The organism is Nocardiopsis lambiniae, assembly GCF_031845465.1.
Taxonomy (GTDB): Bacteria; Actinomycetota; Actinomycetes; order Streptosporangiales; family Streptosporangiaceae; genus Nocardiopsis; species Nocardiopsis lambiniae.
In genome coordinates this window covers 1-22,324 of sequence record NZ_JAVREP010000037.1, presented here as the reverse complement: position 1 = coordinate 22,324, position 22,324 = coordinate 1, and the positions used below count along the sequence as shown (strand labels likewise).

19 protein-coding genes are annotated in these 22,324 nt (G+C 69.9%); 6 read left to right on the top strand and 13 right to left on the bottom strand.

The window, feature by feature from the left end:
• A partial coding sequence (locus RM479_RS27330) for a helix-turn-helix domain-containing protein (RefSeq protein WP_311514566.1) occupies positions 1-698 on the bottom strand: 698 nt, incomplete at its 3' end.
• 253 nt (positions 699-951) lie between these two features.
• Here RM479_RS27330 and RM479_RS27325 point away from each other — a divergent pair.
• Positions 952-1,269 (top strand): hypothetical protein, encoded by a 318-nt coding sequence (locus RM479_RS27325; protein ID WP_311514565.1) that lies wholly within the window; start codon positions 952-954, stop codon positions 1,267-1,269.
• A 76-nt stretch (positions 1,270-1,345) separates the two neighbouring features.
• Here RM479_RS27325 and RM479_RS27320 read toward each other — a convergent pair whose 3' ends face one another.
• From RM479_RS27320 to RM479_RS27295, 6 genes are all read right to left on the bottom strand, one after another.
• Positions 1,346-1,777 (bottom strand): DUF6912 family protein, encoded by a 432-nt coding sequence (locus RM479_RS27320; RefSeq protein ID WP_311514564.1) that lies wholly within the window; start codon positions 1,775-1,777, stop codon positions 1,346-1,348.
• A gap of 49 nt (positions 1,778-1,826) precedes the next feature.
• Positions 1,827-2,474 (bottom strand): HAD family hydrolase, encoded by a 648-nt coding sequence (locus tag RM479_RS27315; protein ID WP_311514563.1) that lies wholly within the window; start codon positions 2,472-2,474, stop codon positions 1,827-1,829.
• Between the two features lie 90 nt (positions 2,475-2,564).
• Positions 2,565-4,187: a glycoside hydrolase family 3 protein gene (locus tag RM479_RS27310; protein ID WP_311514562.1), complete on the bottom strand. Its 1,623-nt coding sequence runs from the start codon at positions 4,185-4,187 to the stop codon at positions 2,565-2,567.
• A 111-nt stretch (positions 4,188-4,298) separates the two neighbouring features.
• Positions 4,299-4,787 (bottom strand): PTS sugar transporter subunit IIA, encoded by a 489-nt coding sequence (locus tag RM479_RS27305; protein ID WP_311514561.1) that lies wholly within the window; start codon positions 4,785-4,787, stop codon positions 4,299-4,301.
• Positions 4,788-4,854: 67 nt separating this feature from the next.
• On the bottom strand, positions 4,855-5,094 hold the full coding sequence (locus tag RM479_RS27300; RefSeq protein WP_274808592.1) for a PTS glucose/sucrose transporter subunit IIB: 240 nt from the start codon (positions 5,092-5,094) through the stop codon (positions 4,855-4,857).
• Between the two features lie 127 nt (positions 5,095-5,221).
• Positions 5,222-6,265 (bottom strand): SIS domain-containing protein, encoded by a 1,044-nt coding sequence (locus tag RM479_RS27295; RefSeq protein WP_311514560.1) that lies wholly within the window; start codon positions 6,263-6,265, stop codon positions 5,222-5,224.
• Between the two features lie 251 nt (positions 6,266-6,516).
• Here RM479_RS27295 and RM479_RS27290 point away from each other — a divergent pair, with 251 nt between their 5' ends.
• The gene (locus RM479_RS27290; protein ID WP_274808594.1) at positions 6,517-7,254 is read left to right on the top strand and encodes a GntR family transcriptional regulator; all 738 of its coding nucleotides are present in this window, start codon (positions 6,517-6,519) and stop codon (positions 7,252-7,254) included.
• A 45-nt stretch (positions 7,255-7,299) separates the two neighbouring features.
• Positions 7,300-8,751 (top strand): PTS transporter subunit EIIC, encoded by a 1,452-nt coding sequence (locus tag RM479_RS27285; RefSeq protein ID WP_311514559.1) that lies wholly within the window; start codon positions 7,300-7,302, stop codon positions 8,749-8,751.
• Positions 8,752-9,080: 329 nt separating this feature from the next.
• Here RM479_RS27285 and secA read toward each other — a convergent pair whose 3' ends face one another.
• Entirely contained in the window at positions 9,081-11,924 is a 2,844-nt protein-coding gene (gene secA, locus RM479_RS27280) for a preprotein translocase subunit SecA (RefSeq protein WP_311514558.1), read from the bottom strand.
• Positions 11,925-12,395: 471 nt separating this feature from the next.
• On the opposite strand from secA, the gene RM479_RS27275 reads away from it, so the two are divergent.
• Positions 12,396-12,890: a hypothetical protein gene (locus RM479_RS27275; RefSeq protein WP_311514557.1), complete on the top strand. Its 495-nt coding sequence runs from the start codon at positions 12,396-12,398 to the stop codon at positions 12,888-12,890.
• A gap of 75 nt (positions 12,891-12,965) precedes the next feature.
• On the opposite strand, the gene hpf is transcribed toward RM479_RS27275, so the two are convergent.
• From hpf to mtrA, 5 genes are all read right to left on the bottom strand, one after another.
• Positions 12,966-13,640, bottom strand: a complete 675-nt coding sequence (gene hpf, locus RM479_RS27270; protein ID WP_311514556.1) for a ribosome hibernation-promoting factor, HPF/YfiA family — start codon at positions 13,638-13,640, stop codon at positions 12,966-12,968.
• Positions 13,641-14,382: 742 nt separating this feature from the next.
• Complete coding sequence (locus tag RM479_RS27265) at positions 14,383-15,087, bottom strand: ComF family protein (RefSeq protein ID WP_311514555.1); 705 nt, start codon at positions 15,085-15,087, stop codon at positions 14,383-14,385.
• A gap of 283 nt (positions 15,088-15,370) precedes the next feature.
• Positions 15,371-17,251: an LpqB family beta-propeller domain-containing protein gene (locus RM479_RS27260; protein WP_311514554.1), complete on the bottom strand. Its 1,881-nt coding sequence runs from the start codon at positions 17,249-17,251 to the stop codon at positions 15,371-15,373.
• Entirely contained in the window at positions 17,248-18,993 is a 1,746-nt protein-coding gene (gene mtrB, locus RM479_RS27255) for an MtrAB system histidine kinase MtrB (protein WP_311514553.1), read from the bottom strand. Before mtrB ends, RM479_RS27260 begins: the two co-directional genes overlap by 4 nt.
• A gap of 16 nt (positions 18,994-19,009) precedes the next feature.
• Positions 19,010-19,687 carry an MtrAB system response regulator MtrA gene (mtrA, locus tag RM479_RS27250; protein WP_073376517.1) on the bottom strand — a complete coding sequence of 226 codons (678 nt, stop codon included), beginning with the start codon at positions 19,685-19,687 and terminating at the stop codon, positions 19,010-19,012.
• A gap of 444 nt (positions 19,688-20,131) precedes the next feature.
• Here mtrA and RM479_RS27245 point away from each other — a divergent pair, with 444 nt between their 5' ends.
• Both RM479_RS27245 and RM479_RS27240 read left to right on the top strand, forming a co-directional pair.
• The gene (locus RM479_RS27245; protein ID WP_311514552.1) at positions 20,132-21,655 is read left to right on the top strand and encodes a glycerophosphoryl diester phosphodiesterase membrane domain-containing protein; all 1,524 of its coding nucleotides are present in this window, start codon (positions 20,132-20,134) and stop codon (positions 21,653-21,655) included.
• Entirely contained in the window at positions 21,652-22,275 is a 624-nt protein-coding gene (locus RM479_RS27240) for a DUF4129 domain-containing protein (RefSeq protein ID WP_274808603.1), read from the top strand. Before RM479_RS27245 ends, RM479_RS27240 begins: the two co-directional genes overlap by 4 nt.
• The last annotated feature ends 49 nt before the right edge of the window (positions 22,276-22,324 follow it).

The following is a 22,324-nucleotide window of genomic DNA, read 5'->3' as shown; positions in this document are numbered from 1 at the left end:
AGGGAATCAAAGATCAGAGCGTGCTGGTCGAAGTAGTCGCCATCCTCGATGTAGAGGGTCTCCACGCCGGTCGTGATGGAAACGATCCCTGGCTCCGGCCTTGGGAAATCGTACAAGGTGAAGGCGCCATCGATCGCTGGGTGGGCTCCTGCCTCATCTGGCAGGGCAAGGACCGTCACCTTGTAGTGAGCGGCCATACCGATCAGGAAACGCAGCTGTTCAGCCATCACAGCGCAAGAACCGACCACCTTGCGCATCGCGGCCTCGTCGACGACCGCGGTGAGATGAGGTCCCTGAGGAGCATCCAAAACGGCCCGACGAGCCATCCTGGACTCAACCTTGCGTTGAATCTGCTCGGGAGGAACGATCTGACTTGCACGAGCGACAGATGCCGCGTAGTCCGGCGTCTGAAGCAGACCCGGGATCAGAACCACCTCGTACGTCCGAATCCGGACAGCTTCTGCCTCCAGGTCCGGCAATGAGCCGGGGAACAGGTCAGCGTATTCGTGCCAGTCACTGCGCCCCCGAGCCTCCTCGGTCAAACTGAGAAGGTGAGCGCGGTCCCGCCCCTCCACCCCGTAAAGGTCCAACAGGGCCTCGACATCAGTGCGCTTGGGGAACTTCCACTCGTTCCGTTCAGACCGGGTCAGCTTGCCGGTGGACCACTTGAGCTGCTGGGCCACCGCAGCAGCAGACAGTCCCCTGTCTTCGCGCAGCCGCTTCAGCGCCGCCGACAGCCTCCGTCGACGCACCCCGGGAGAGTGACCACCGGACACAGAGACCCCTTCCAGACAGACCTTGCCGCAACTCGATCGTAGTGGCGCGCACTCCTTCGGGAATTTTTTTAGCCGACTACAAAAATAGCTTGATTATTGAGCCAGCCAAGCCCAGACTGGAGTCAGTCGCGGACCCATACCCGGCTCCGCCTCCTCTTCGCAAGGAGTTGACTCCATGGCGTCATCAACGCTGCCCGGCCAAGGGCTCTACACCGAAATCGTCCAGGTGCTCCGGGGAGGTGAGCCCGACGAGGACGGCATCTCCCTGGTCGGCCTGCGCTCTCCGGTCTCCTCCAACATCAACCCGGGCCGCTGTGCCTGCACCTTCGCGCCGTTCCTCCACTCCCTCTGGGACTTCCTCGACCGCTGGAACCCCTACGAGGAGAAGAACGGCATCTGGCTGCGCATCCTGCCCGCGGACTGCGTGAACACGGCCCTGCCTCCGGGCGCGACCCTCCTGGACACCAGGCGGGTGAGCTACGAGGTCGCATGATCCATGTCCCTGTCGTCGGGCGACGCCACCCCACCCGGTGGCGCCGCCCGATCGCACGGCCACGGTCCCGACGCCTTCAGTCGAGGAGGTGGCGCAGTTCCTGGAGGGCGTACCACATCAGCTCGTGGTCGTCGGCGGCGTCGGAGTCGGGGTCGTTCACCGCCTCGGCGATGTCCGCCTCCACCGCCTCGTCGTCGATGTGGGCGGAGGCCAGTCGCTTGTACGGGATCGACTCCCCCGTGACGCGGACGCGGATCACGTCCGGCCCCTCGCGCCCCTCTTCCTCGACGAGGTGGTCGGCGACGTTCGCCGCCAGCACGACGCGGCGTCTGGGCGCGTCCGGATCGGCGGCGAGCAGGCGGAGGGACTCCTCGGCGGCCGTGTACATCGCCTCGTACCCCGCCTCCTCGTCGTCGGTGCCCGCCGCGAACGCGACCGGCACCGGCACCCTCCCCTCGTCGAGGACGGTCGTGAGGGAGGGAAGGGTGCTGGGCAGGAAGACGTACATCGCGGCTCTCCGGAAGGTGGGACGGTCACCTTGAAGTGTGCCGCACCCGTCAGGCAGCCTCGCTGTCCGCCATGAGGAATCCGCGCAGTTCCCGGGTGGTGGTCGCCACGTCGACGTGCAGGATGCCGGTCATCCCCAGTTCCTCGGCCGTGCGGACGTTGTGCTCCAGGTCGTCGATGAACACGCACTGCTCGGGCCGCAACCCGATCCGCTGGCAGGTGTGCAGGTAGATGCGCGGTTCCGGTTTGCGCATCCCCACCTCGCCCGAGATGACCACCTGGTCGAAGGTCGTCTCGAAGTGATCGTGCGGGTACCCGTTGCCCCATGAGTTGGAGAGGAGGGCGGTGCTCGCCCCCGCCCGACGGGCCTCGCGGAGTGCCTCGTACATGTCGTGCACGGGATCGAACGAGGCGAACATGCGCTGGATGAGCCCTTCGGCGAGCACCGGTCCACCGTGGGTGGAGCGCAGCAGCGCCGCCAGGTCGCGTTCGAAGCGCGCGGTGTCGATCTCCCCGCGCTCCAGCGCGTGCACGGGGTTGTCGGCGGTCATGCTGCCGTCGAAGTACGGCGTCATGACCTCGTAGTAGTGGTCGATGTCGATCCGGTCGGCGGACAGCCAGGCCCGGATCCCTTCCGGGAGCGGGGGTGTGAGCACGCCTCCCCAATCGGAGATGACCCCTCGGCGGGTGCGGTCCATCCGATCCCCTCCATCCGTGTCGTCGTATCACCCGACCTCGGAATGCCCGGAGATCGGGCGGGCAACGATTGTTCCCGTTCCCCGCCCGTTTCAATCCTTCTCGAAGGTCAGCCCCGTTCCGAAGGTCGCATCCGTCTCCGGGATCCCCACGGGGAGCGTCCCGGTGGGTTCGATCCGGCCGGCGATGACCCGGGCTGCCGCCGCCAGGGAGACGTCGACCGAGGAGTACACGGCGACGAACGCGTCGGTGTCGGAGGAGCCCAGTACGTAGGGGCCGCCCTGGGAGACCGCGATGGTCGGCGCCGAGGACCGGTGCACCGGGGCGGTGTCGGTGCCCACGATGACCGCGTCGGCGTCGCCGGTGACCACGTCGAGCCCCGCGTCGGTGAGGGCCGGGCCGAGCCGGTCGGCGTTGGTCCCCTCGACCCGCACCCGGGTCCCCGGGGGCAGCGGCAGGAGGTCGTCGGTGTTGCGCAGGAGGGTGACGGAGGCGTCCGCCACGCGCTGGGCGGCGTCGGCGTGCGCCGGGTCGGTCAGGATCTCCTCGGCGGCGGCCGGGTCGACGGGGTCGGCTTCGAGGACGCCGCGCTCCTCCTTGAGGGCGAGGACGCGCAGCACCGACTGGTCGATGCGCTCCTCGGTGAGGCGGCCGGTCTCCACGGCCTCCTTGACGGCGGCGACCGCCGCGGTCGGGTCCGGGGGCATGAGGAGCTGGTCAACCCCGGCTTCGAGGGCCAGGACCGCGTTCTCGCCGTCGGAGTGCCGCTGACGCACCCCCTCCATGTTGAGGGCGTCGGTGGTGATCACGCCCTCGTAGCCGAGTTCGTCGCGCAGGATGCCGCCGATGATCGTCGACGACAGGGTGGCCGGTTCGTCGGGATCCAGTTGCGGCATGAGCACATGGGCGGTCATGACGGCGTCCACCCCGGCGTCGACGGCGGCGCGGAACGGCGGCAGGTGCTCGGCCTCCCACGTGTCGCGCGGCAGGTCGATGACGGGCAGCCCGGTGTGGCTGTCCACGTCGGTGTCGCCGTGGCCCGGGAAGTGCTTGACGACCGGGACGATGCCCTGATCGGCGTAGGCCGCGGACTCGGCGACCGCCATCTCGGCGACCAGGTCGGGTTCGGAGCCGAACGAGCGGATGCCGATCACGGGGTTGTTCGGGTCGGTGTTGACGTCGGCGTCGGGCGCGTAGTTGAGGTTGATCCCCAGGGCCGCCAGTTCGATCGCGGTGGTGGTGGCGCGCAGCGCGGCCAGGTCGCTGTCGCGGGTGGCGCCGACCGCCATGGCGTCGGGGAAGCGGGTGCCCACGGGCAGCCGCACGACGAGTCCCTGCTCCTGGTCGATGCCGAGGAACAGCGGGACCGGGGAGAGTTCCTGGACCCCGTTGGAGAGCTCGGCGATCTGGGCGGCGTCGGTGAGGTTGGCGTCGAAGTAGATGAGACCACCGGGCCGGTGGGTCTCGATCAGTGCGGCGTTCTCGGCGGCGGTGGTCCCCTGGGCGGTCAGGACCAGGAGTTGGCCGATCTTGTCGTCCAGGTCCATCTCGGCGAGCAGTCGCGGGGCCAGGACCGGCTCGAAGGGCGGGGTCGTGGGCGACGGTGACGGTTCTTCGCGCGGCGAGGTGTCCACCTCCGGGGGTGCCGTGGTGCAGGCGGTGACGATCATGGCGAGTCCCGCGCAGGCCAGGGCGCGGGCAAGGGACGTTCTCATGGTGGGCTTCATCTCCGGCGGATCGCTGGTCCGCCGGAGACTACCGCCTTCCGTGGGGCATGACGGCACGTCACCGCCGGTGCGCGGGTGTGCTCTCCCGCGCGTCGGGGCTCACTCCCAGGTGAAGAGCGGCCCTCCCGAGGCCACATGGCCGTCGGTGAAGGAGTGCAGCGCGCCGGGCGCGGCGTCCAGGGCGACGACCGGGACCACGGTGGGCAACCCCCGCGCGGCCACCGATCCGGGGGACCAGCGGACGATGGGGGTGCCCGCGCTCACCTCGGCCCCCTCCTCGGCCAGGAGGAGGAAACCCTCGCCTTTGAGCTTGACCGTGTCGATGCCCAGGTGGACGAGCACCCCTCGACGCCGATCGTGCGCCATCACCACGAAGGCGTGCGGATGCAGTTTGGCGAGGGTCCCGTCGATGGGGGCGACCGCCTCCTGGGTGCCCTCCTGGCCGCCCTCCTGGCCGGGTTCGGGGTGTACGGCGACACCCGGCCCCACCATTCCCTGAGAGAAGACCGGGTCGGGCACCGTCTCCAGGGACAGGGCCGTTCCGCGGACGGGGGACGACACGCTCAGGGATCCGTTGACGTCTGGCATGGGGGAGGTCTTCCCTTCAGAGGGGACTTCATCCGGGCGGGCGGAGAACGGTTCCCCGTTCCCTCCCTCACCGGTCGATGATGTCCCGGATGTCGTCGGTGAGGGTGTCGGCCTCGGGGCCGACGACCACCTGGACGACGTTGCCGGACCTCAGCACGCCGTGCGCTCCGGTGGCCTTGAGCGCCTTCTCGTCCACCAGTGCCGGATCGGCGACCTCGGTGCGCAACCGGGTGATGCACGCCTCGATGTCCTCGATGTTGCCCGCACCGCCCAGACCCGCGACGATCGCCGCTGCCTTGTCCGCCATGTGTCCCCTCCGTGCTCCGCCGTGGGGACCGCGATCGTCCCCGTGGCTGGGAGCTTAGGGCTCCGACACCCGACGCGCCAGACACGTCGGGGCGGCGTCGCCTCCGCGCGCCGCCCCGGAGGCCGGTTCAGCCGGTCTGGGTGACCTTGTTGAGACCGCGGGGAACGTCGGGGTCGTAGCCCAGTCGGCGGGCGAGTCGCTCGGTGAGGAGCTGGGCGGGGACGATGAGGTTCATCGGGGCGACCCACTCGGGCACGTCCGGGACGGGGACGGACAGGTCGCTGGCGGCGGCCAGGGCCGCACCGCCGCCGAAGCCGAACACCGGGGCGCCGGCCGAACGCGCGCGCTCGGCGAGGGCGACCGTGCCCTGGAGGGTGGGGCCGTCGGGGGCGGCCACGAGCAGGGCCGGGGTGCGCGGGTCGACCACCGCGATGGGGCCGTGCAGCAGGTCGGCGTAGGACAGGCCCATGGCGTGCAGGTAGCACGCCTCCTTCAGCTTGAGGGCGGCCTCCAGCGCGGTGGAGAAGGCCATGCCGCGCCCGGAGATGACCGCGCCCTGCACGGCGACCATGCGCTCGACGATCTCGTCCAGGGAGTCGGTGGGCGCGGCGAGGGTCTCCTCGATGGCATCGGGGACCCGGTCCAGGTCCGCGGGGTCCAGGTCGGCGCCCAGTCCCAGGGCCAGCACCGCCAGGGCGGCGAGCTGGGTGTTGTAGGTCTTGGTGGCGGGAACGGCGACCTCGGCGCCGGCCCGGGTGACCAGTGCGACGTCGGCCTCCGCGGCCAGCGGCGAGTCCGCGCCGTTGGTGACGCCGACGGTGCGGGCGCCGCAGTCGGCGGCCCAGCGCATGGTCTCGACGATCTCCTCGGTCTTGCCGGACTGGGAGATGGCCACGGCCAGGACGTCGGACAGGTCGATCTTCGCGCCGTAGGAGGTGGCGATGGACGGGGAACCGAGGGTGGCCAGTCGGCCGGCGTGCGCCTGGAGGAGGTAGCTCCCGTAGACGGCCGCGTTGTCGGAGGAACCACGGGCGATGAAGAGCACGTGCCTCGTGGAGCGGCCCAGGGCCTCGATCTCCGGTCGGAGCGGGAGGAGTTCCGCGAAGGTACGGCGCAGCGCCTCGGGCTGCTCGGCGATCTCGGAGCGCATCATGCTCGTCGTGGTGGTCATGGAGAGCCTTCCCTGCTCGTGCCGGGCCCCCGGCACTCCCGTGAAGTGGTAAGAACCGCCTGCCGTTGGGTGGATTGACACGCGGACAGAGCTATGGTCTAGTCCGGACTATACCAGTCACTTCGGGATTGTCCCGATACGCGGGGTACAGGATCATGTATCCCGCGCTCATGTCCGCCACCGAACCCGAACGGGGAGCGCACCGGACCACCCACCGCCCGTCACACCGACCGAGAAGGCCGCCCGCAACGATGCCGATCGATCCCGCGAACCCGCTGCCGAAGTACGTCCAACTCCGCGACCTGCTCCTGGACTGGATCACCGAGGCCGGGTTGGGGGTGGACGACATGATCCCCTCGGAACGGGAACTGAGCGCCTCCTACGGTCTGTCGCGCATGACCGTCCGCCAGACCATCGACCTGATGGTGTCGGAGGGACGGCTCTACCGGGTCCCCGGCAAGGGGACCTTCGTCGCCCGCCCCAAGATCGAGATGTCCCTGGTACTGGCGTCCTTCAGTGAGGACATGCGCGCCCGCGGGTACGAGCCCGGGGCGCGCGAGCTCATCCGCCAGGTCATCCCGGCGAGCGGGCACACCGCGCGCATGCTCGACATCGAACCGGGCACCCTGGTGCACCACATCGAGCGCATGCGCACCGCCGACGACGAACCCATGGCCGTGGAGCGCTCCAACATCCCCGCCGCCATGGTCCCCGGCCTGGAGGCTTTCGACCTCGCGGAACGCTCCTTGTACGAGGTGCTGGAAAACGAGTACGACATCCTGTTGGATTCCGGGGAACAGACCATCGAGGCCGGCATCTGCGACTCCGCCGACTCCCGCCTCCTGGGCCTGCCCGCTGGAAGCCCGGTGCTGGTGATGCAGCGCCGCAGCTTCACCAAGGGACAGTGCGTGGAACTGGCGCTGTCCACCTACCGTGCCGACCGCTACCAGCTGCACTCCCGGTTGGACCCCCGACGGCACGGCGACTGACACACCCCGCGCCCACGAGGCGCGCGTCCGAGGGAAGGACCCCCCTTGAGTTCGGACAACACACCTGCCGCGACCGCCGAGGCCGCGAAGCCCAAGCGTTCCTCCTCCGGCCTGGCCTGGCTGCAACGGCTCGGTCGCAGCCTGATGATGCCGATCGCGGTCCTGCCTGCCGCCGCGATCCTGTTGAGACTGGGCCAACCCGACCTGCTCGGCGCCGACGGGGTGGCGGGATGGCCGGGCATGGGATGGATGGTCCCGGTCGCCGGCGCCGTGGGGATGGCGGGCGACGCGATCTTCCAGGCGCTCCCCCTGCTGTTCGCGATCGGCGTCTCCCTGGGCTTCGCCAAACGTGCCGACGGCTCGACCGCGCTGGCCGCCGTGGTGGGCTACCTGGTGTTCGACAGGGTGGCGACCTGGACGATGGTGACCTACGACGGCCCCTTCGGTGACCTGGGATCACGTCTGGTGACCTATCCGCTCCCCGTGGACCTGGAGACGCGGGAGGCGATCACCGATCCGACCGTGGTCGCCGAGGTCATGCCGGTCATCAACCACGCCGTGAAGAACCCGACCGACGTGCTCGGCGGCATCGTCATGGGCCTGGTGGCGGCGCTGCTGTGGCAGCGCTACCACCGGATCAAGCTGCCGACCTGGCTGGGGTTCTTCGGCGGACGCCGGTTCGTGCCCATGGTCACGGCGGTGGCCGGGCTGTTCATCGGGGTGGCCCTGGGTCTGTTGTGGCCGGTGGTCGGCGCCTGGATCCAGGACTTCGGCGAGTGGATCGTGGGGCTGGGCGCGGTGGGCGCCGGCGCCTACGGGGTGATCAACCGTCTGTTGCTGCCGCTGGGTCTGCACCACGTGGTGAACTCGCTCGTGTGGTTCGTGTCGGGCACCTACACCGACGCCGAGGGCAATGTGTCGCACGGCGAGATCACGCGTTACTTCGCCGGTGATCCCGACGCGGGCGGCATGCTGGCCGGGTTCTTCCCCGTGCTGATGTTCGGTCTGCCGGCGGCGGCGTTGGCCATGTGGTCGGCCGCTCCGAAGGCCCGCCGGACCCGGATCGGGTCGATCATGATCCCGGCGGCCCTGACCGCGTTCGTCACCGGTATCACCGAGCCGGTGGAGTTCGCGTTCATCTTCGTGGCACCGCTGCTGTTCGTGGTGCACATCGTGCTGACCGGCGTGTCGATGGCGGTGCTCAACGCCTTGGACGCCCAGTTGGGCTTCGGGTTCTCGGCCGGTCTCATCGACCTGCTGCTCAACGCGGGCAAGGACAACACCCAGGGGTTGGGGTTGGTCCTGTTGCTCGGGGTGGTCTACTTCTTCGTCTACTTCGCGGTGTTCTACCTGCTCATCAAGTGGTTGAACCTGCCCACCCCGGGTCGCGAGGACGATCCCGAGGAGGATCCGGTCCCGTCCGCCGTGTCCGGTGCGGCGGACGGCGGACCGGAACCGGGGACGCCCGCCCCGAGGGATCCGGACGGCAGGGGCTGATCCTCCCCCGCCCCGCACGTCGTGGGTCCGGTACCGGTGCTTCCGGGGCCGGGCCCGCGCCCGTTCCGGGCCTCGGCCGAGAGTCCGCGTGAGCCCGTGGAGACCGCACGGCCCGCCGCGGGGATCGGTGCGGGGATCGGTGCGCGGCCACGGCGTTCACCGCGTCGGCGCGAGTCGACGGGAACCGGTGCACGAGGGCCGGGGCCGGTGTCACCTCCGCGAGGATCGGCACCCGCGCGGGCCGAGGGGCGGCGCCGGTGCTCCCCCGGTCACGCGCGTGGGCGCGGCCCCGGATCGGGGACCGCGCCCACGCGCGTGTTCGACGATGATCACCGGACGGCGGGGTCACCGTGGCACTTCTTGAACTTCTTGCCCGAGCCGCAGGGGCACGGAGCGTTGCGGGAGGCACCGGCGTACTCGTCGTTGACCTCGCTGTGCCGCTCGACGGAACCGTCCTCGCTCGGCGCGGAGTACTGGAGGCGGCTCGGCTGGCCCTCACCGAAACCGGGGACCACCACGTCCTCGGCGGGCTCGGCCTCCTCCGTCGGGGACTCGGCCTCGACGGCCTCCTCGTCCTCCTCCACGGCGGTGGCCACGGTCGCCGCACCGGAGGACCCGCCCACGGCGGCGGCCGTCGTGGCGGCGGCGGCCGGGGTGAGCTTGGGCTCCTCCTTCTTGCGGACCTGGACCTCGACGTTGAAGAGGTAGCCGACCGACTCCTCCTTGATGGCCTCCAGCATCTGCTGGAACATGTCGAAGCCCTCGCGCTGGAACTCGATCAGCGGGTTGCGCTGAGCCATCGCGCGCAGGCCGATGCCCTCCTGGAGGTAGTCCATCTCGTAGAGGTGCTCGCGCCACTTGCGGTCCATGACCTGGAGGATGACCCGGCGCTCGACCTCGCGCATGGCCTCCTCGCCCAGCTCGGACTCGCGGTTCTCGTAGGCGGTGTTGGCGTCCTCCACCACGCGGTCGGCGATGAGCTGACCGGTGAGGGTGTGGAGGTCGCCGTTCTCCTCGATGAACTCGTCGACGGTGAAGCCGATCGGGTAGACCTGCTTGAAGGCCCGCCACAGCTTGTCGAGGTCCCAGTCGGTCGGGTCGCCCGCGGAGGTCTCCTCCGCGACGTAGCCGCGCAGCACCTCCTCCAGCATGACCACCACCTGGTCGCGGAGGTCCTGGCCTTCGAGGACCTTGCGGCGCTCGGCGTAGATGACCTTGCGCTGCCGGTTGAGGACCTCGTCGTACTTGAGGACGTTCTTGCGGATCTCGAAGTTCTGGGTCTCGACCTGGCCCTGGGCGGAGGCGATCGCCTTGCTGACCATGCCGGATTCGATGGGCTGGTCGTCCGGGATGTTCAGCTGGTTCATGAACACCTCCAGACGGCTGCTGTTGAACAGGCGCAGCAGGTCGTCCTGGAGGGACAGGTAGAAGCGGGACATGCCCGGGTCGCCCTGGCGGCCCGAACGGCCGCGGAGCTGGTTGTCGATGCGCCGGGACTCGTGCCGCTCGGTGCCGAGCACGTAGAGGCCGCCGAGTTCGACGACCTTCTGGTGCTCCTCCTCGTATTCGGCCTTGGCCTTCTCCAGCGCGTCCGACCAGGCCGCCTCGTACTCCTCGGGGGTCTCCAGCGGGCTCAGGCCGCGCGCCTGGAGCTCCTCGTCGGCGAGGAAGTCGGGGTTGCCGCCCAGCATGATGTCGGTACCGCGACCGGCCATGTTGGTGGCGACGGTGACGGAGCCGAGCTTGCCGGCGCGGGCGATGATCGACGCCTCACGGGCGTGGTTCTTCGCGTTGAGGACCTCGTGCGGAACGCCCTCGCGCTTGAGCATCCGGGACAGCAGCTCGGACTTCTCGACGCTGGTGGTACCGACCAGGACCGGCTGACCGGCCTCGTGGCGCTCGGCGATGTCCTCGGCGACCGCCTGGAACTTGGCGTCCTCGTTCTTGTAGACGAGGTCCTTGACGTCATCGCGGATCATCGGCTTGTTGGTGGGGATGGGCACCACGCCGACGCCGTAGGTCTGGTGGAACTCGGCCGCCTCGGTCTCGGCGGTACCGGTCATACCGGCGAGCTTGTCGTAGAGGCGGAAGTAGTTCTGGAGCGTGATCTTGGCGAGCGTCTGGTTCTCGTCCTTGATCTTGACGCGCTCCTTGGCCTCGATGGCCTGGTGCATGCCCTCGTTGTAGCGGCGGCCCGCCAGCACGCGACCGGTGAACTCGTCGACGATGAGGACCTCACCGTCCTTGACGATGTACTCCTTGTCGCGGCGGTACAGCTCCTTGGCCTTGAGGGAGTTGTTGAGGAAGCTGATGAGCGGGGTGTTGACGGCCTCGTAGAGGTTGTCGATGCCCAGCCAGTCCTCGACCTTGGCCACACCGGCCTCGGTGATGCCGACCGTGCGCTTCTTCTCGTCGACCTCGTAGTCCGTGTCCCGCTTGAGGCGGGGCGCGATCTTGGCGAACTCGCCGTACCAACGGGAGTTCTGCTCGGAGGGGCCGCTGATGATGAGCGGGGTACGGGCCTCGTCGATGAGGATGGAGTCGACCTCGTCGACGAGGGCGAAGAAGTGACCGCGCTGGACGGTGTCCTTGAGGGACAGCGCCATGTTGTCGCGCAGGTAGTCGAAGCCGAACTCGTTGTTCGTACCGTAGGTGATGTCGGCCTGGTAGGCCTTGCGGCGCTCGGCCGGGGTCATGTTGGGGCTGATCACCCCGACTTCCAGACCGAGGAACTGGTAGATGCGGCCCATGGTCTGGGCGTCGCGCCTGGCCAGGTAGTCGTTGGTGGTGATGACGTGCACGCCCTGGCCGGCGAGCGCGTTGAGGTAGATCGCGAGGGTACCGGTCAGGGTCTTGCCCTCACCGGTCTTCATCTCGGGGATGTAGCCGAAGTGGAGCGCGGCGCCGCCCATGAGCTGGACGTCGAAGTGGCGCTGTCCCAGGGTGCGCTTGGCCGCCTCGCGGACGGTGGCGAACGCCTCCGGGAGGAGGTCGTCGAGGGCGTCGCCGTCCTCGTAGCGTTCCTTGTACTCCTTGGTGAGGTCCCGGAGCTCCTCGTCGGTGAGGTCGACGTACTCGTCCTCGATCGAGTTGATCTCGTTCTTCAGCTTGTTGAGCCGGCGCAGGATCTTTCCCTCACCCGCGCGCAGGAGCCTGCTGAGTATCCCTGGCACTTCCTATGCGCTCCTCGCAGATCGCGGTTGGCTCCACGACGCGCGTGGAGATCAGATCAAGGCCCGCTGACCGCTGTCCCGTGGCCGCGTAAGGGCGGCGGGGGTCCCTGGGCCCTCGGGCCTACATCCTAGAGGACTCGCACCCTTCACCCGGTCTCACGACCGCGACCCGAACGGGAGGCCCTTTCCCCCTGGTGAACGATCGAAACCACGGTGAATGTTCCCCCGGCCCGCAGGCGCACCACGAGGCGGGGTGCGAGGGGAAGGGCTCGGATTCTCACCGTTTTCCAACCGTCGGAGCCTCCGCATCCGCGACGGGGCCGGTCCTCCCCGGCGTCGGGACCCCGGTCTCCACGCGCGGTTCCGCGTTCATCGTCCGCATACGGGTAGAGCTAGGAACGAACGCCCGGCCCGCACCGGAGCGGTCGGGCCCGTCGGACGCGAGACGCGCCCAGGGGGATCACCATGCGCATGAGCAGAAGGTCCACGCGGACAGGAGGGCACGAGGCCCCGTCGCCCCGAAGCCCCGTCGAGGTCCTCGACGACCTGATCGAGGGGCGACGACATCCGTCGTCGGCCGAGGCGAGCCTGGAGTGGGAACACCATCGTCCCGACCACGATCAGCGGATCCGGGGCTTCCAACGGCAGGGCGGCAGTCTGGCACCGACCGGACGGCACCGGGGACGGGCGGCGTCGTGGGCGGTGGTGACCTTGGCGCTGGTCGGGTTCACGCTCGGCGGGATCGCCGTCGCACAGGGGATGACGGTGTGGCTGTTGATCGTCGCGGGCGTGTTCCTGGTGGCGGCGGTGGTGCTGGCGGCGGTCACCGACATCTTCAGCGACGTGGTGCTGGACGCCCCTTCGGTGGAACCGGAGGAACCGCACGACACCTCACTGCGCCGACTCCGCGAGGAGCAGCGGCTCCGCCGTGAGCGGCGACGGGAGCGGCGGTCGGGGAAGTCCTGAACATGCGGGGTGCGGCGGGCCGGGAGGTCCGCCGCACCCGTGTACGGGCCCCGTGGGGGACGGGGCGGATGCGGATCAGTCGACGAGGCGGATGACCCCGTAGTTGAAGCCCCTACGGCGGTAGACGACGCTCGGCGCGTCCTTGACCTCGTCGTGGAAGAGGAAGAAGTCGTGGCCGACGAGTTCCATCTCCATCAGGGCCTGGTCGATGCTCATGGGCTTGGCCTGGTGGGTCTTCTCTCGAACGATGAGGGGAACGTCCCCCTGGGTGTCGAGTTCGACGAACTCATCGGAGAAGCGGTCATCGGTCGAGACGGAGTCGATCTCCTCCTCCGCGGTGCGCTGGGCCGGGGGTGCCTGCGCGGTCGTCACTTCCTGGGGCAGGTCTCCGGGGAGGTTCGCGGTCGCGGAGGCGACGGAGACGGGTGCCCTGCTGCCCCGGTGCACCTTGCGGCGGTCGGCGGCCTTGCGCAGGCGCGCCTCGATCTTGTCGATGGCGATGTCCAGTGCGCCGTGCCGGTCCACGGCGGCCGCCTCGCTGCGCACGACGGGACCGTTGCCGTTGGAGCGGATGGTCAGTTCGACGCGTTCCTTCACGTCGGCGAGCTTGGGATTGCGCTCCGTGGACACCTCCACATCGACGGTCATGCCCTTCTTCTCCCACTTGGAGAGCCTGTCGAGCTTGTTCTCGACGTGCTGTCGGAACTTGTCGCTCACACCGGTGCGTCGACCCTTGACGATGATGTCCATAGGACCCCCTTCATCGCGTGGCCGCCGAGAAAGCGGCGGCCATGCCGGCTGCTGGACCTTCCGTCGTTCGGGGGACGGAAGGATCTCGTGCTCTCAGCCCCCTTCTGCGGGTGATCCGGTTCTGCTCGGATCACGTCTCGGTTGAAAAGGCGTATACCCATCAGAGACACGGTCATCACGCGTCACGGGCACGTGATCGGAGGGACCTCTGAACTGGAAGAACCGGGAAGAAGGACACGGGCCCGGAAACGGGACGGGGCGACCGTGGACGAGGACGCGGCGAGGGGCCGGCCCTCCGGGCGCGGTGGGCCCTGGGAGGGCCGGGAACGACCCGTCGGGGGCTCGCCCTTGGCGAACCCCCCGATGGGATGCCACCCGTCCGGCCGACCTGGTCTTCGTCCCCACATCCGCCTGCTGAGAGTTTCGCCGCTCTTATCCGCGACTACCGCTCTTCTCCCTGTCGTGAGGGACATCGGGACCCTCCGCGGGGCAGGACTTACCTCTAAGGCGCACCGTGATCGGTCGACGAAAAGTCGCCTTACGTGGGCCGTTTCGCCTGCGCCTGGCATCGGCTTGCCGGAGGAGTGCCCCGGTATTCCCGGGGACACCGAAACTCCGACGCAACCACGGACCCGGACGGGTGCCATACGGTGACCGTAACCTGTCCTGGCGAGGATGTCAGGTGGGGATCCCGTCCCCACGCCTTCGAAAATCAGCGCGAACCCCTGTACACAAGGACTTTTCATCGTTTCGAGGGTGTTCGTAAAACCTTCTCCCCGGCCCTCTCCTCGCCGTCGACGAGCCGCTCCGCGAGCGTCACCGCACCGACCACGCGCAGTCCCGCCGCCCGTAGCGCCCGCGTCGCCTCGGCCACCGTCGCCCCGGTGGTGACGACGTCGTCGACCACGACCACACGCCCCTCCACGGCCCAGGCGGGGACCCGGTCGGCCCGGAACGCGCCCACCCGGTTGGTGAGGCGTTCACGGCGTCCCAGGCCCGCCTGTCGACGCACCCGGCCCCGATGGCGGAGGAGCGGCAGCGGCCGGCCGCCGCAGGCGGCCACGACCCTGGCCACGGGTGCCCGCGGGTCGTGCGGCGGTCCCCGCCCGGGCACGGGGACGAGCAGGGTCCCGGGCCCGACCAGGCCGCTCGCCTCGCAGACCGCGGCCAACCGCTCGCCCCACACGGCGGCCAGCGCGTCGTCCCCCTCCTTGTAGGCGAGCAGTACCCGCCGGTGCAGCCCGGCGTAGGGTCCGGCGGCCCAGACCGGCGGGCAGCCGGGTCGGGGCGCGCACCGGTGCGGCCTGCGCCGCAACCGCCCCCGGCACGCACCGCAGAGCGGTCCCGCCGGCCCCGAACACCCCGCGCAGGCACGGGGAAGGAGCAGGTCGAGCAACGCCGCCCACATCCGTGACAGCGCGCCGGCCAGGGCCCTTCGTACGTCCATGTCCTCAGGATCGGCCGGCCGCCCCCGGCCCGCCACCCCCGATCCGGGCCTGTGGACAACCCTCCCCGCACGCGTACGACCGCTCGGGACGGTCCGGGGCCTCCGTCACCCGGGCCGGTCCCCACCGGGACCGCCGCCCCCTGCGGGAGGGAACGCGCGAACGACGGCGGGGCCCTCGCGCTTCCGGGCGAGGGCCCCGGTGATCGAGGCGGACGCGTCCCCGCCGTGGCGAGGCGTCCCCGAGCGGGTCGGGGGTCGATGATCGGGGTGCTTCGGGGACGGATCAGCCCGGGAAGGCGGGCGAGCCGCCCTCCCCGGCGTTCTTCCAGTTCAACCTGTCGTTGGAGATCCAGATGTTGCCGTCGTCGGTACCGGCCACCAGAGGCTGGCCGGGGGCCCCGGAAACGGTGACCAGCCCGGTGACCGAGTTGCCCGCGCTGGAGGGCGGGCTGCCCCCGTCCAGGGCCACGAGGAACACCTGGTCGGTGCCGCCCTCGCGGCGCCCCAGGACGGCCAACTGGTCGGCGGAGCGCCAGGAGATCTCGGAGACGTCCGCCAGTTCGCCCGCCAGGACGACGAAGTCGCCCACCGACACCTGGCCGTCCGCGCCGATCTCCACCCGGCCGACCTGGAGCCGGCGACGCCCGTCGACCTCGGTGACCACGGCCGCGCGGGCACCGTCACGGGAGATCCGGAAGTGCACCAGCGACTCGTCGCGCAGGTCGGCGACGTCCACCCGGACGACCTCGTCACCGTCGCGCAGCACCCACACGGCGGAGGCACCGGGGGCGGGGGGCGCGGGTTCGGCCGGGGTCTCCGGATCGACCGTCTCCGCCTCCTCGGCGTCGTCCTCGCCCTCCTCCGCCTCCTCGCCGAACTCCTCCACGACCCACAGGTTCCCGTCGATGTCCCAGGACAGCTCGGTGAAGATCCCCTGGTCCAGGACCTCCACGACGTCCGCTCCCGGTGCGGCGAGGGAGGTCACGACCGTGTCGCCGCCGAGGGTGACACCGGCGATGGTGCTCTCGTCCACCGAGACCGCGAACCGGTCCAACGGGACGTCGCCGGCGCCCAGCGGCCCCGGCACCCGTTCGGCCTCCCCGAACGTTTCGGTGGCCCACTCCGAGGCCGACCACAGTTGGCCCTCGTGCGCGTAGTAGGCGTTCACGCTCTGGAGGACCGCGCCCGGGTTCACCCCGAGCCAGAAGCCGCTGGCGGGCCTGGGCCGGTCGACGCTGTCGCCGTCCGCGCCGGCGAAGGCCACCGCGTCCCCGTCCACCACCAGGGTGAACTCCTGGATGTCCGGGAGCTGTCGCAGTGTCCAGGCGATCTGGGCGCCCATCCGGAACTCGTCGGCGTCGCCCATCCGGGTGACCTCGACGGTGACGCTCTCGGCGTCCGATCGCACCGTCGGGCGGGTGCCCTCGGGGAACTCCGAGCGCACGGCCGGCTCGGACCACGAGGTGGGGCCCTGCATGAGCCTGCGCATCAGGCGTTCGGCGATCCGGTCGGTGCTCACCGGCAGGTAGATCGGGTCGGGCACCAACGCGGTGCCCTCGGGGTTGAAGTAGTACAGGTTGAACGGCCGGTGCGTGCGCTCCACGTCGAGCTGGCTGAGGATCAGCTCGTCGGGCAGGCCCCGGATACGCCACTCCCCTTCGGGGTCGTCACCCTCACGGGCCAGGGTGAACTGCTCGTTCATCATCACCCCGGGGGTACCGGAGCGGTACTTGCCGTCGCCGTCGATGGTCGCCACGAGAGGGCTGCGCATCCTCACGACGGCGGTCAGCCCGTCCTCGGCGACGTCCGCCTCCAGGTCGACCGTGTCCAGGTCGGTGAAGACCTTGACGGAACCGTCCGGATCCCACTCCTCCCGGGTCTCGGACAGCATGTAGCTGCGGGCCGCCTCGTGGTCCTCCTCGAAGCTGCCCATGTCCTTGAGGAAGCTGCCGACCAGTCCGTCGGGGTTCATGCCGTCCTGCGGGCCCGCCGGGAGCAGCCGCACGTAACCGCCGTAGGGGTCGGCGGTACTGGCGCCGCCCTCCCCCTGGACGACCGGCCCGGTCGTCGGCACGGTGGCGCAGGAGGCCAGGAGGAGGCAGGCCAGGACGGCGGCGCCGAGCGCGCCGACCGAACGGCGGAGGTCGTCGAGGGGTGCGCTCACGTGGTGTCCTCTCCCTCGCGGGGGTAGGCGCGGCCCAACGAGAACTCGGGCGGCACCAGGGGCAGCGGGGAACCGCGCAGTTCGGTCTCCGCGTGGCGGGGCAGCGACAGCCGGAACTGCGATCCCTGCCCGGGCATGCCCCAGGCCTGGAGCCAGCCGCCGTGCAGGGTGGCGTCCTCCTTGGCGATGGACAGACCCAGCCCGGTTCCGCCCGTGGTGCGCACCCGCGCCGGGTCGGCCCGCCAGAAGCGGTCGAAGCACAGGTGCTCCTCCCCCTCCTTCAGGCCCACCCCGTAGTCCCGCACGGCGACGGCGACCGCGTCGCGGTCCCCCGCCGCGGTGACCACGACGTCACGGCCCTCGCTGTGCTCGATGGCGTTGACCACGAGGTTGCGCAGGATGCGGTTGATCCGCCTGGGGTCGTACTCGGCGACGCAGGGGTCGGCTGGCAGGCGCATGATGACCTTGATGCCGCGTTTCTCGGCGATCTGCTCGGCGTCGCCGACCGCCTTCATCACCGCGTCACGGATGTCGGAGGGTTCGATGCCGAGGGTGGCCGCGCCCGCGTCGTGCCGGCTGATCTCCAGGAGGTCGGCGAGGAGCTCCTCGAAACGCTCCACCTGGCTCTGCAACAACTCGACGGAGCGCCGCATGGCGGGTTCGAGTTCGTCACGATCGTCGAAGAGCAGGTCACCGGCCATCTTGATGGTGGTGAGCGGGGTCCGCAGTTCGTGGGAGACGTCGGAGACGAACTGGCGTTGCAGCTTGGAGAGCTCCTCCAGCTCCTGGATCTTCTCCTGGAGCGTGCCCGCCATGTCGTTGAAGGACACGGCCAGTCGGGCCAGGTCGTCCTCACCCTGGACGGTCATGCGTTCGGACAGGTCGCCGGCGGCGAGTCGTTCGGCGGACTGGGCGGCCGAGCGGATCGGGGTGACGACCTGGCGGGTGACGACGTAGGCGATGAGGCCCAGGAGGATGACCAGCAGGGTCCCCACCAGGGCGACGGTGCGCTGGACCAGGTCGAGGATCTCCTGCTCGTGCTGGAGCGGGAAGACGTAGTAGAGCTCGTAGGCGTGGGTGAGTTCGGCGCCGACGACGAGGGCGGGGTCCTCGGTGCCGTCGGTGTCGCTCTGGATCCGCGCGTAGGTGTGGTACTGCTGGTCGCCCATGGAGTCGCGGATCTGGTCGATGAGCCGCTCGGGGACGCTGTCCTCCAGCTTCTTGTCCGGGGCCTCCTCCAGCTTCTCGCCGACCCAGCCGAGTTCGTCGTCGACCGAGGGCAGGATGACGACCCCGTACAGGCCGGTGTCACCGCTGCGGTCGGCCAGTTCGTTGGCGATGTTGTACATCAACCGGTCGCGGTCGCCGGTCTCGTTCTCCTGGAGTTCGGCGAGCGCGTAGTTGAGCCCGGCACGGTGATCGTTGACCGCGGTGCCGATCTTGGCGTCCAGGAGTCCGCTGCGCACCTGGGAGATGAGCACGTAGCCCAAGCCCGCCATGACCAGCAGGGACAGCACCAGTGTCGTGGAGATGACACGCAGGTGCAGGGATCGGCGCCAGTTGGTGTGGGCACCGCGGACGAGGGCCCGGGCGGCCCGTTGGGCGAACAGGTAGGCACGGGTGAGACCCGAGCCGGGGTCGGTTCGACGCCCCCCGGACTCGGGTCGTCCGGAGGGCGGTGCGGACCGTCCCCCCTCGGAGCCGGCGGCCCCCCGTTCCTCCTCGGGTGCTGCTGCGGTCATGTGCGCTTCGCGGGTATCAGGCGGTTCCGGCCTTGTAGCCGACCCCGCGAACGGTCACGACGACCTCGGGGTGCTCCGGGTCCTTCTCGATCTTGGCGCGCAGGCGCTGCACGTGGACGTTGACCAGGCGGGTGTCGGCCGCGTGGCGGTAGCCCCAGACCTGTTCGAGCAGGACCTCGCGGGTGAAGACCTGGCGCGGCTTGCGGGCCAGGGCGACCAGGAGGTCGAACTCCAGCGGGGTGAGGCTGATCTGCTCACCATCGCGGCGTACGGCGTGGCCGGCGACGTCGATGGTGATGTCGCCGATCTGGAGCACCTCGGGAGCGGGCTCCTCGGTGCGGCGCAGTCGCACGCGGATGCGGGCGACGAGCTCCTTGGGCTTGAACGGCTTGACGATGTAGTCGTCGGCCCCGGACTCCAGGCCCAGAACGACGTCGATGGTGTCGCTCTTGGCGGTGAGCATGACGATCGGGACGCCTGACTCGGCGCGGATCTGACGGCATACGTCGATGCCGTCGGCCCCGGGCAGCATCAGGTCGAGGAGGACCAGGTCGGGTTTGGTCTCGCGGAAGGCCTCCAGGGCCTTGTCGCCGTCGTGGACGAACGAGGGCTCGAAGCCCTCGCCGCGCAGCACGATGCCGAGCATCTCGGCGAGGGCGAGGTCGTCATCGACAACCAGTACACGTCCCTTCATCGGTGTGTCCGGCGCCGGGCGTCGGTACCGCCGGTGAGGCGGTTTCTCGGCGCCTACTCCTCTCTCATCGAGAACTCGAACGTCGTCGGTTCGGTTCGGGTGCGCCGTCATTGTCCTTGGGCGCGGGAACCGTCATTCTCCTCCCACCTTGCCATCTCTTGGAACGGTGGGAAGCGCGGTCGATGTCATTGGGGCCTTCAGCGGCCGTTTTCGGCCGCTTCGGGCGTCCGCCCTGGCCGGAAGGGCGATGGAACTCTTGAGAGCATCCGACCGGCTGGTAACAGAAAGCATACAAAAGGAATGAAGTGAGTCGGTTGCACAGGAAGCCGCCCGGACCGCGCCCGACTTCGGGGGAACCGGCCGGTAGGTTGGTGTCCGACACGGAGAGAACGCACCGAGGACCGCTCGCGCAGCGTAACCGAACCTCACGGAGGGCGGGAACAGATGACCCAGGAGGACGACCACCGGAACCCGTCGGGGGAGACCCCGGAGGAGCCCGTGAACGGTGGATCGCCCACGTCCGACGCCCCGGGGCCGGACCCCTGGGCCGCGCCGGGACGGGAGTCGTCGGTCTCCGGGCCACAGGAACCGCAACGTCCCTCCTTCGCGCCCGCCGACGGGGCGTCCGCGGGCGTGCCCGGCTTCGCGGCCCCGGGGTCGGGAGCCCTCTCCGGGCGACCCGGGCAGGCCGGATACGGACAGCCGGAGCACGGGTACACCGGCCCGCAGGCCGGCCGGGGATACGGGCCTCCGGGATACGGGCCTCCGGGGTACGGGCCTCCGCAGCCGGGACACCCGCAGGACCCGGCGCGGGGCTTCGCCGCACCCGGGAACGGCGGGCAGGCGTACGGCCCGCCCGGTTACGGCCCGCCCGGGCAGGGACACTGGCAGGCCGGTCAGGGACAACAGGGATACGGATACGGCGGCGGACACCAGGCCCCGCCCCAGGTGCCCAAGCCCGGTGTGGTGGCGCTGCGCCCGATGACCCTCGGGGACATCCTCAACGGGGCGTTCTCGCTCATCCGCCGCAACCCGAAGACGATGGTCGGCCTGTCGATGATCGTCCTGGCGGTCTCCAGCATCGTCAGCTCCATCGGCTTCGGTGGATACATGTCCGACTACGGGACGTTCCTCGACCAGATGATGAACGATCCGATGTCGGTCGGCCCCGACGATCCGATGCCCTTCAGCGCGTGGTCGATCATCGCCGTGTACGGCGGGGGCCTCATCAGCTACGCCGGAACCGTCTTCCTCACCGGTCTGCTCACGACGACGGTCGGCATGGCCGTCCTGGGGCGAAGGCTGTCCCCCGGTGAGACCTGGACCGCGTTCCGCGAGCGCATCGGTCCCGTCATCGGTCTCGCCCTGCTCCAACTGCTCATCAGCATGGGGCTGTCCATGGTCGTCATGGGCGCCACCATCGGTGGCGTGGTCATGGGGGTCGCCGTGTCGTTCTCCGGCAGCGAGGGACTCGGGATCGCCATCGTCGTCATCTCACTGCTGTTCGGGCTCCTCGGCGGCGGCGCCCTGGCCCTCTGGATCTTCATCCGGATCTACTTCGCCATGCCCATCGTGGTCCTGGAACGCGTCGGCGTCGGCGCTGCCCTGGCCCGCTCCTGGCGGTTGACCCAGGGGAGCTGGTGGCGGGTCTTCGGCATCGTCCTGCTCTCGTTCATCCTCATCCTCTTCGTCAGCAGCCTGTTGAGCACCCCGTTCAGCATCGTCTCCATCGTTCCCAGCTTCGTCGGGCCCGGGGAACTGTGGGCCGCGGTCGCCTCGGGTGCCGTCATGTACGTGGGCAACGTGCTGGTCTACTCGGTGACCACACCCTTCACCGTCGGCGTGACGACCCTCCTCTACGTCGATCTGCGGATGCGCCGGGAGGGACTGGACCTGCGACTGCACACCGCCGCCCTGTCCGGTCACGACGTCGGTCCGGAGATCTACCTGCCGGAGCCGCGCGCGTGATCCCCCTGTTCACGGCCGTCCGGGAGGTGACCGGGGACGAGGGACGGCGTCGTGCGATCGAGGAACTGAGCGACCCGGTGTACGGGGAGCAGGAGCCGTCCCTGCTGGACCGCTTCATGGAATGGCTGATGGGCCTGGAGTTCCCGGTCCCCGGTGGCGGTGGCGGCTGGGGCGTCGTGGTCGTGCTCGTCGTGATCGCCCTCCTGGTGCTCTGGCTCGTGCTGTGGCTGCGTCCGTCCCGGACGCGCCGCGCCGAGGGCGCGGTCCACGAGGGGGTCCCGCTCTCGGCCCGCGATCACCGGACGGCCGCCGAGACCCACGAGAAGAACGGCGAGTACGCCGCCGCCGTCACCGAACGGATGCGCGCGATCAGCGTCGACCTGGAGGACCGCACGATCATCTCCCCCCGTGCCGGCCGCACCGCGACCGAACTCGCCGACGAGGCCGGCCGGGTGCTGCCCGGCGAAGCCGGAGGCCTGGCCGAGGGCGCCCGCCTGTTCAACGACGTGGTCTACGGCGACCGGTCGGCGACCGCCGACACCACGCGCGTCCTGCGCGAACTGGACGACCGGCTGCGCGCCGCCCGTCCGGCCCCGGACACCGAGGAGGCCCGAGGATGACCGCCCTGTCCCCCGAGGCCCCCCCCCCCCCCCCCAACCACCCCCCGCA

Coding starts and splice junctions, on each gene's coding strand:
- RM479_RS27295 (WP_311514560.1), bottom strand. CDS start 6,265: ATGACCACCACGACGAGCATGATGCGCTCCGAGATCGCCGAGCAGCCC.
- RM479_RS27310 (WP_311514562.1), bottom strand. CDS start 4,187: ATGAGAACGTCCCTTGCCCGCGCCCTGGCCTGCGCGGGACTCGCCATG.
- mtrA (WP_073376517.1), bottom strand. CDS start 19,687: ATGAAGGGACGTGTACTGGTTGTCGATGACGACCTCGCCCTCGCCGAG.
- RM479_RS27290 (WP_274808594.1), top strand. CDS start 6,517: ATGCCGATCGATCCCGCGAACCCGCTGCCGAAGTACGTCCAACTCCGC.
- RM479_RS27300 (WP_274808592.1), bottom strand. CDS start 5,094: ATGGCGGACAAGGCAGCGGCGATCGTCGCGGGTCTGGGCGGTGCGGGC.
- RM479_RS27265 (WP_311514555.1), bottom strand. CDS start 15,087: ATGGACGTACGAAGGGCCCTGGCCGGCGCGCTGTCACGGATGTGGGCG.
- RM479_RS27305 (WP_311514561.1), bottom strand. CDS start 4,787: ATGCCAGACGTCAACGGATCCCTGAGCGTGTCGTCCCCCGTCCGCGGA.
- RM479_RS27245 (WP_311514552.1), top strand. CDS start 20,132: ATGACCCAGGAGGACGACCACCGGAACCCGTCGGGGGAGACCCCGGAG.
- mtrB (WP_311514553.1), bottom strand. CDS start 18,993: ATGACCGCAGCAGCACCCGAGGAGGAACGGGGGGCCGCCGGCTCCGAG.
- RM479_RS27315 (WP_311514563.1), bottom strand. CDS start 2,474: ATGGACCGCACCCGCCGAGGGGTCATCTCCGATTGGGGAGGCGTGCTC.
- RM479_RS27325 (WP_311514565.1), top strand. CDS start 952: ATGGCGTCATCAACGCTGCCCGGCCAAGGGCTCTACACCGAAATCGTC.
- hpf (WP_311514556.1), bottom strand. CDS start 13,640: ATGGACATCATCGTCAAGGGTCGACGCACCGGTGTGAGCGACAAGTTC.
- RM479_RS27275 (WP_311514557.1), top strand. CDS start 12,396: ATGAGCAGAAGGTCCACGCGGACAGGAGGGCACGAGGCCCCGTCGCCC.
- RM479_RS27320 (WP_311514564.1), bottom strand. CDS start 1,777: ATGTACGTCTTCCTGCCCAGCACCCTTCCCTCCCTCACGACCGTCCTC.